This window comes from Asanoa sp. NPDC050611 (assembly GCF_040654855.1).
In the GTDB taxonomy this organism is placed as follows: Bacteria; Actinomycetota; Actinomycetes; order Mycobacteriales; family Micromonosporaceae; genus Asanoa.
The window spans coordinates 1-1,255 of the sequence record NZ_JBFAIU010000690.1 but is presented as its reverse complement, the minus strand read 5'-3'; the positions used below and the strand labels follow the sequence as shown (position 1 = coordinate 1,255).

The following is a 1,255-nucleotide window of genomic DNA, read 5'->3' as shown; positions in this document are numbered from 1 at the left end:
CTCGCGCCGACGCCGGTGGTGCTGCTGGTGGGCCGCGCCGTGCAGGGCCTGGGCGGCGCGCTGGTCTTTCCCGCCACGCTCGCACTGATCAACACCACCTTCCCGGAGGGCCCCGAACGCAACCGTGCCGTCGCGGTCTGGGGCGGCACCGGAGCCGCCGGGCTCGTGGTCGGCGTCCTGCTCGGCGGCGTGCTCACCCAGGCGTTCGGCTGGGAGGCCGTGTTCTTCGTCAACGTGCCGCTGGCGGCGCTCGCGCTGCTGCTGTCGTTCGTGCTGGTCCCCGCCGACCGCCGGCGTGAGGCCGGCCGCCGGTTCGACCTGCCCGGCGCGCTCACCGCCGCGCTCGGCATCACCCTGCTCGTCTTCACGCTCGTCCAGGGCCCGAACCTCGGCTGGTCGTCGCCCGCGGTGATCGTGAGCGAGATCGGCGCGGTGCTCGCGCTGGCGGCCTGCGCGGTGATCGAGCGGCGCGGACGAGACCCACTCGTGCCGCCGGGGCTGCTGCGCAACCGCAACCTCGCCACGGCCGCCGCGATGGCGTTCATGTTCTGGGCCACGTTCGGTTCGGTGCTCTACTTCCTGACGCTCTACTTCCAGGACGTACGCGGTTACGACGCCCTGGGGACCGGCGTGGCGTTCCTCGTCCCGACCGCTGTCGTGGTCGCCGGCTCGGTCTTCGCCGGCCGCGCGGCGACCCGCTGGGGACTGCGGCCGACGTTGTTCCTCGCGCTCGGCATCGGCGCGGTCGGCGCCGTGCTGCTCGCGGTGGCGATGACGCCCGACGGCTCGTACGCCGCGCTGATCCCCGGTCTGGTCCTGATCAGCGTGGGCGACGGCATCTCCTTCACCGTCATCTTCATCGCGGCCGGGATCGGCGTCGCCGACCGGGAGCAGGGCGTCGCCTCCGGCATCACCTCGACCAGCACGTCGATCGGCGCCGCGGTCGGTCTCGCGTTGCTCGTGCTGGTGGCCGACGCCGGCACCGGCGGGCTGGCCGGGGAGGAGCTGCGGGTGGCGACCGCGGACGGCTTCCGCAACGCGGTGCTGGTGGTCGCGGCCGGCATCGCGGCCACCGCATTGCTCGCGCTCAACCTGCGGCCCGAGCCGGCGGCGCGGGTCCGACCGTCGTGCCCGCGCGGGATCGTCACGCCGGACTGACGTTCACGTTGACCCGGAACAGGTTGTCCGGGTCGTACCCAGGGGGCCTTCGGAACGCAGCAGCGTCGGCGGCACCAGGTCCCAGCCGGTCGCGGCC

The 1,255-nt window shown here is 74.0% G+C and carries 1 protein-coding gene; it reads left to right on the top strand.

Going from position 1 to position 1,255, the window contains the following annotated elements:
• On the top strand, nt 1-1,158 hold a 1,158-nt coding region (locus tag AB0H87_RS41865), incomplete at its 5' end, for an MFS transporter (RefSeq protein WP_360159451.1).
• Nucleotides 1,159-1,255: the final 97 nt, after the last annotated feature.